Genomic DNA, 7,507 nt, shown 5'->3' with positions numbered 1-7,507 from the left:
TCGATCCCGTTAACTCCCATTTTAGCGGGTGTAGTTTAGTGGTAAAACTACAGCCTTCCAAGCTGTTGTCGCGAGTTCGATTCTCGTCACCCGCTTTGAACTTTGTTCTTTGTACCAAGTTTTAACTTGGGCGCGTAGCTCAGGTGGTTAGAGCGCACGCCTGATAAGCGTGAGGTCGGTGGTTCGAGTCCACTCGTGCCCATAGTGTTTAGTCCATTACTAGAGAATTGAAACATTATCTTTTCACTAAGAGGACACGGGTTTGTTCCCGTATAAACTATTTTGGAGGATTACCCAAGTCCGGCTGAAGGGAACGGTCTTGAAAACCGTCAGGCGTGTAAAAGCGTGCGTGGGTTCGAATCCCACATCCTCCTTTTATATTAACGCGGGATGGAGCAGCTCGGTAGCTCGTCGGGCTCATAACCCGAAGGTCGTAGGTTCAAATCCTGCTCCCGCAATAAGGCTCGGTAGCTCAGTTGGTAGAGCAATGGATTGAAGCTCCATGTGTCGGCGGTTCGATTCCGTCTCGCGCCATTTATATATTTTGGAAGGGTAGCGAAGAGGCTAAACGCGGCGGACTGTAAATCCGCTCCTTCGGGTTCGGGGGTTCGAATCCCTCCCCTTCCATTTTACGGGCATAGTTTAAAGGTAGAACTAAGGTCTCCAAAACCTTCAGTGTGGGTTCAATTCCTACTGCCCGTGTTAATAGAATTATGGCGGGTGTGGTGAAGTGGTTAACACACCAGATTGTGGCTCTGGCATGCGTGGGTTCGATCCCCATCACTCGCCTATTTTATATTATTGGGGTATAGCCAAGCGGTAAGGCAAGGGACTTTGACTCCCTCATGCGTTGGTTCGAATCCAGCTACCCCAGTTACTATTTGCCGGCGTGGCGGAATTGGCAGACGCGCTGGACTCAAAATCCAGTGTCCGCAAGGACGTGCCGGTTCGACCCCGGCCGCCGGTATAGTATAGCGTTAGGAACGTAGTTAATCTTCGTTCCTTTTTTGTATTATTTTTGGTATAATAGTAGTTATTCAAATTTTATTTAGATTAAGAAAGTGTAGGGGAGTATGTCTTGTTCTATCGATTTATTAAAACATCGGTATTTGAAAAATATTAAAGAAAATCCTGAATTGTTTGTCGGAATTGAGTTGGAGTATCCTGTTGCAAGTTTAGAAGGGGATGCTACAGATGTTGAAGTTATAAAGGATCTATTTCATTATTTAGTTTCTACTTTGGATCTCACCGTAGCAAAGGTAGATGATTTTGGCAATCTGATCCAGTTAGTAGATCCGATAAGTCAGGATGCTATTTTGTTTGAAGTTTCCTATACTACGATTGAATTTGCGTTTGGTAAGGTTAAAGAGATTCAAGAGGTAGAGAATCGTTTTAATAATTATATGAATGTAATTCAGAGAAAATTAAGTGAATCAAATCATGCTATTGTTGGCTGTGGCATTCATCCTAACTGGGATAAGAATGAGAACTGTCCAGTGGCTTATCCACGCTATCAGATGTTGATGGATTATTTGAATTTGAGTAGAAATATTATTAAATCAGATTTACATCATTTCCCTGAATATGGTACTTTTATCTGTGGGAGCCAGGTTCAGCTGGATATTTCAAAAACCAACTACTTGCGGGTGATTAATGCTTTTACTCAAATTGAAGCGGCTAAGGCTTATGTATTTGCCAATTCTGAGTTTACAGGTGCGGATTGGGATACAAAAATTTCAAGGGACATCTTCTGGGAAGAATCGATGCATGGCATCTATCCAGAGAATGTTGGGGTTAATACTAGACTTTTTGATGATGAAGATGATTTTTTTGACTATCTCGATCATTCTGCGATTTTTACTGCGGAACGTGATGGACAAACCTATTATTTTTATCCCATTCAGGCTAGGGACTATTTGGCTACATCTGAAATCCAAGCATATGCTCTTAATGGGGATGAGATTCTTATTTACCCTCAAGAGAAGGATTTTGAAACTCATCGTAGTTACCAGTACCAAGACTTAACGACTCGAGGAACAGTTGAGTTTCGTAGTGTGTGTACTCAGCCTCTAGATAAAACCTTCGCTTCTGCTGCCTTTCACTTGGGATTATTAGTTAATTTAGATAAGTTAGAAGCTTACTTAGAAACAGCACCTTTCTTTAAAGAATTTGGGCGAAATTATAAATTTTTAAGACGACAATTTTCTAAGAAAAAGCTTACAGATCAGGAAGAAACTGCGATTATTGGATTTTCCAAAGACTTACTCCTGCTAGCCGAGGAAGGACTGAAGATGAGAAATAAGAAAGAAATGACCTACCTACAGCCTTTGAAAGAAGAATTGAGCCTATAATTTCTCTTACTAAAGGGAGAATTTTCTGAAAAATCATGATATAATGGAAGAGACTATAGATAAAGGATAGAGAGTAATGACATTAGTTTATCAATCAACGCGTGATGCCAACAATACAGTAACTGCTAGCCAAGCTATTTTGCAAGGTTTGGCGACGGACGGCGGTTTGTTTACACCGGTTACTTATCCAAAGGTAGATTTGGACTTTGACAAATTGAAAGCTGCTTCTTATCAGGAAGTTGCTAAGATTGTTTTGTCAGCATTTTTAGATGACTTTACAGCTGAAGAGTTGGACTACTGTATCAACAATGCCTACGATAGTAAATTTGATACTCCAGCTATAGCGCCTTTGGTGAAATTAGACGGTCAATACAATTTGGAACTGTTCCATGGTTCAACGATTGCCTTTAAGGATATGGCCTTGTCTATTTTGCCATACTTTATGACAACAGCTGCTAAGAAGCATGGTTTGGTGAACAAGATTGTCATCTTAACAGCGACATCTGGTGACACGGGGAAAGCTGCTATGGCGGGGTTTGCGGATGTGCCTGGTACTGAGATTATTGTCTTTTATCCAAAGGATGGTGTCAGCAAGGTACAAGAGTTGCAAATGACCACTCAGACTGGTGGTAATACTCATGTTATCGCAATAGATGGTAACTTTGATGATGCCCAAACAAATGTGAAGCATATGTTTAACGATGGGGCTCTTCGTGAAAGATTAGCGGCCAACAAGTTGCAATTTTCATCTGCAAACTCTATGAACATTGGTCGTCTGGTGCCACAGATTGTTTATTATGTTTATGCCTATGCTCAGTTGGTTAAGACTGGTGAGATTGTGGCTGGTGATAAGGTCAACTTCACAGTACCAACAGGAAACTTTGGAAATATCTTGGCTGCCTTTTATGCTAAGCAAATTGGTCTCCCAGTTGGCAAATTGATCTGTGCTTCAAATGACAACAATGTTTTGACAGACTTTTTCAAGACACGTGTTTACGATAAGAAACGTGAGTTTAAGGTAACAACTAGTCCATCTATGGATATTTTGGTGTCTTCAAACTTGGAGCGCTTGATTTTCCATCTTTTGGGTAATGATGCTGAAAAGACTGCTGAACTCATGAATGCCTTGAACACGCAAGGACAATATGAGTTGACAGATTTTGATGCAGAGATTCTTGATCTCTTTGCGGCTGAATATGCGACTGAGGAAGAAACTGCAGCAGAAATCAAACGTGTTTATGAGTCAGATTCTTATATCGAGGATCCACATACGGCGGTTGCCTCAGCAGTTTATAAAAAATACCAAGCGGCTACTGGGGATGCGACTAAGACAGTGATTGCTTCAACAGCTAGTCCATACAAGTTCCCAGTGGTTGTAGTAGAAGCTGTGACTGGAAAATCAGGGCTTGGCGACTTTGAAGCCTTGGCTCAATTACATGATATTTCAGGAGTGGCAGTGCCGCCAGCAGTTGATGGGCTTGAAACAGCTCCTGTTCGTCACAAGACAACAGTGGCAGCTACTGACATGCAAGCAGCGGTTGAGGCTTATCTAGGACTTTAAGACAGAGGGAGTAAACTCGGTTGGGAAACCAACTGAGTTTCTTTTCATCAGGAGGAGAGATTGTTTAAGAAAAATAAAGATATTCTTAATATTGCCTTACCAGCTATGGGTGAAAACTTTTTGCAGATGCTCATGGGAATGGCGGACAGTTACTTGGTAGCCCACTTGGGCTTGATAGCTATTTCGGGTGTATCAGTAGCTGGCAATATTATCACGATTTACCAGGCGATTTTCATCGCTCTGGGAGCTGCTATTTCCAGTGTTATTTCAAAAAGTTTGGGGCAGAAGGATCAATCTATGCTAGCCTATCATGTGACTGAGGCGTTGAAGATTACCTTACTCTTAAGTTTCCTTTTAGGATTTTTGTCCATCTTCGCTGGGAAAGAGATGATAGGACTATTGGGAACGGAGAGGGCTGTAGCTGAGAGTGGTGGACTGTATCTATCTTTGGTAGGCGGATCGATTGTTCTCTTGGGCTTGATGACCAGTCTTGGTTCCTTGATTCGTGCAACGCATAATCCACGTTTGCCCCTCTATGTTAGTTTTTTATCCAATGCCTTGAATATTCTCTTTTCCAGTCTAGCTATTTTTGTACTGGATATGGGGATAGCGGGTGTTGCTTGGGGGACTATTCTGTCTCGTTTGGTTGGTCTTGTGATTTTGTGGTCGCAATTAAAGCTGCCTTTTGAGAAACCGATTTTTGGTTTAGATAAGGAACTATTGACCCTAGCTTTGCCAGCAGCTGGAGAGCGGCTTATGATGCTGGCTGGTGATGTCGTGATCATTGCCTTGGTCGTTTCTTTTGGAACGGAGGCAGTGGCTGGAAATGCAGTCGGAGAAGTCTTGACCCAGTTTAACTATATGCCTGCCTTTGGCGTAGCTACGGCAACGGTCATGATAGTGGCCCGAGCAGTTGGGGAGGATAATTGGAAAAAAGTGGCTAATTTAAGCAAGCGAACTTTTTGGCTTTCTCTGATCCTCATGTTACCCTTGACCTTCAGTATCTATGCTTTGGGTATACCACTAACTCATCTCTATACGACTGATTCTCTAGCGGTGGAGGCTAGTGTGCTAGTGACACTTTTTTCACTACTTGGTACTCCTATGACGATAGGAACAGTCATCTATACAGCAGTCTGGCAGGGGTTGGGCAATGCTCGGCTTCCCTTTTATGCGACAAGTATAGGAATGTGGTGTATCCGCATTGGAACAGGATATCTGATGGGGATTGTGCTTGGTTGGGGCTTGTCTGGTATTTGGGCAGGGACTCTCTTGGATAATGGTTTTCGCTGGTTATTTCTACGTTATCGTTACCAGCGTTATATGAGCTTGAAAGGATAGGAAATGCAAAAAACAGCTTTTATTTGGGATTTAGACGGGACTTTATTGGACTCTTACGAAGCGATTTTATCAGGGATTGAGGAGACCTATGCTCAATTTTCTATTCCTTATGATAAGGAGAAGGTGAGAGAGTTTATCCTCAAGTATTCTGTGCAGGATTTGTTGGAGAAAGTTGCGGAAGAGAGAAAGCTGGATGTGGAAATGCTAAATCAGGTGCGTGCACAGAGTCTGGCTGAGAAGAATGCTCAGGTAGTTTTGATGCCAGGTGCGCGTGAGGTGTTGAATTGGGCAGACCAAACAGGAATTCAGCAGTTTGTTTACACTCATAAGGGAGACAATGCTCTTACCATTCTCAGAGACTTGGGTTTGGAATCTTATTTTACAGAGATTTTAACCAGTCAGAGTGGCTTTACGCGGAAGCCAAGTCCAGAAGCGGCTATATATTTGCTAGACAAGTATCAGCTGAATCCTGATAACACCTATTATATAGGGGACCGGACTCTGGATGTGGAATTTGCCCAGAATAGTGGGATTCAAAGTATCAACTTTTTAGAGTCGACTTATGAAGGAAATCACAGGATTCAAGCGTTAGCAGATATTTCCCGTTTTTTTAAGGCTAAGCGATAAAAAGATTGTGTCAGTTTTGTGACAGAGACCTAACAAACTGTTTCAAGTAACAGAGTTTGTTACAAGGAATAGACAGTTCTGTTAAATAGGCCCGAGAGGGCTTTTTTTCTGCATTTTTTGTGTTATCATAGACAGGTACTCATTTGAAAGGAATAGGAAAGAATGAAGAAAAGAATATTATTAGCTTCAACAGTAGCCTTGTCATTTGCCCCAGTATTGGCAACTCAAGCAGAAGAAGTTCTTTGGACTGCACGTAGTGTTGAGCAAATCCAAAATGATTTGACTAAAACGGACAACAAAACAAGTTATACAGTACAGTATGGTGATACCTTGAGCACAATTGCAGAAGCCTTGGGTGTAGATGTCACAGTTCTTGCGAATTTGAATAAAATCACTAATATGGACTTGATTTTCCCAGAAACTGTTTTGACAACGACTGTCAATGAAGTAGAAGAAGTAACGGAAGTTGAAATCCAAACACCCCAAGCAGACTCTAATGAAGAAGTGACAACTGCGATAGCAGATTTGACAACCAATCAAGTGACTGTAGATGATCAAACTGTTCAAGTTGCAGATCTTTCTCAACCAATTGCAGAAGCGCCAAAAGAAGTCTCATCAAATTCAGAAGTTACAGAGACAGTGACTGCTACAGAAGAAGTGACACCATCTACAGGAACTTCTGTCCCAGAGGAGCAAACAGCCGAAACAAGTAGTGCAGTTGCAGAAGCAGCTCCTCAGGCAATGACTCCAGCTGAGAAAGATGAAACTCAAGCAAGCACTCAAGCTGAATCAGCAGTAGAAGCAACTACAACACCAGTAGAAGAAAAAGCTCCTGAAACAACTGCAACAAGTTCAGAAGCAAAAGAAGTAGCATCATCAAATGGAGCTACACCAACAGTTTCTACTTATCAACCAGAAGAGACGAAGATAGTTTCAACAACTTACACAGCTCCAGCTGCGCCTGATTATGCTGGACTTGCAGTAGCGAAATCTGAAAATGCAGGCCTTCAACCACAAACGGCTGCCTTTAAAGAAGAAATTGCCAACTTGTTTGGCATCACATTCTTTAGTGGTTACCGTCCAGGAGACAGTGGAGATCACGGAAAAGGTTTGGCTATTGACTTTATTGTACCAGAAAGCTCAGAACTAGGGGATAAGATTGCGGAATACGCTATTCAAAATATGGCCAGCCGCGGCATTAGTTACATCATCTGGAAACAACGTTTCTATGCTCCATTCGATAGCAAATATGGGCCAGCTAACACTTGGAATCCAATGCCAGACCGCGGTAGTGTGACAGAAAACCACTATGACCATGTTCACGTTTCAATGAATGGATAAACCAGACTTGGTAATATCATTTTGACGAATGAGATCTAGCTTTCGTGATAGGAAGTAGGTCTTGTTCGTTTTTTATTTGTCATACTCTTCGAAAATCTCTTCAAACCACGTCAGTTTTATCTGAAACCTCAAAGCTGTGCTTTGAGCAACCTGCGACTAGCTTTCTAGTTTACTCTTTGATTTTCATTGAGTATCAATTTGAATGGAAGATGGGAAGTTTCTGTCTTGTAATGATTCAAGCAACATTCTTGCAATCTATTTTACTTTATACTCAATTGTTTTCAAA

The 7,507-nt window shown here is 41.8% G+C and carries 5 protein-coding genes and 10 tRNA genes; all 15 read left to right on the top strand.

Annotation, left to right across the window (positions count from 1 at the left end):
- Positions 1–24: 24 nt before the first annotated feature.
- A tRNA-Gly gene (locus HT671_RS01790) sits at positions 25–95 on the top strand.
- Between the two features lie 33 nt (positions 96–128).
- Positions 129–202, top strand: a tRNA-Ile gene (locus tag HT671_RS01785).
- An 82-nt stretch (positions 203–284) separates the two neighbouring features.
- Positions 285–374 (top strand) — tRNA-Ser (locus HT671_RS01780).
- Between the two features lie 10 nt (positions 375–384).
- Positions 385–458 (top strand) — tRNA-Met (locus HT671_RS01775).
- Between the two features lie 3 nt (positions 459–461).
- Positions 462–534 (top strand) — tRNA-Phe (locus tag HT671_RS01770).
- Between the two features lie 12 nt (positions 535–546).
- Positions 547–627, top strand: a tRNA-Tyr gene (locus HT671_RS01765).
- Between the two features lie 4 nt (positions 628–631).
- A tRNA-Trp gene (locus HT671_RS01760) sits at positions 632–702 on the top strand.
- Between the two features lie 14 nt (positions 703–716).
- Positions 717–789, top strand: a tRNA-His gene (locus HT671_RS01755).
- A 13-nt stretch (positions 790–802) separates the two neighbouring features.
- Positions 803–874 (top strand) — tRNA-Gln (locus HT671_RS01750).
- A gap of 9 nt (positions 875–883) precedes the next feature.
- Positions 884–967: transfer RNA gene (locus HT671_RS01745), tRNA-Leu, on the top strand.
- 106 nt (positions 968–1,073) lie between these two features.
- Entirely contained in the window at positions 1,074–2,351 is a 1,278-nt protein-coding gene (locus tag HT671_RS01740; protein ID WP_050223658.1) for a glutamyl-tRNA synthetase, read from the top strand.
- Positions 2,352–2,427: 76 nt separating this feature from the next.
- A complete protein-coding gene (gene thrC, locus HT671_RS01735; protein WP_050223657.1) occupies positions 2,428–3,912 on the top strand; it encodes a threonine synthase in 1,485 nt (494 codons plus the stop codon).
- Between the two features lie 60 nt (positions 3,913–3,972).
- A complete protein-coding gene (locus tag HT671_RS01730) occupies positions 3,973–5,253 on the top strand; it encodes an MATE family efflux transporter (RefSeq protein WP_138703099.1) in 1,281 nt (426 codons plus the stop codon).
- Between the two features lie 3 nt (positions 5,254–5,256).
- The gene (locus HT671_RS01725) at positions 5,257–5,880 is read left to right on the top strand and encodes an HAD family hydrolase (protein WP_050223655.1); all 624 of its coding nucleotides are present in this window, start codon (positions 5,257–5,259) and stop codon (positions 5,878–5,880) included.
- Between the two features lie 162 nt (positions 5,881–6,042).
- On the top strand, positions 6,043–7,221 hold the full coding sequence (locus tag HT671_RS01720) for a LysM domain-containing protein (RefSeq protein ID WP_172923014.1): 1,179 nt from the start codon (positions 6,043–6,045) through the stop codon (positions 7,219–7,221).
- The last annotated feature ends 286 nt before the right edge of the window (positions 7,222–7,507 follow it).

Source organism: Streptococcus sp. 2741 (assembly GCF_013276315.1).
Lineage (GTDB): Bacteria > Bacillota > Bacilli > Lactobacillales > Streptococcaceae > Streptococcus > Streptococcus pseudopneumoniae.
Note: the sequence above shows the minus strand (reverse complement) of the source record. Positions and strands in the feature narration are given on the sequence as shown.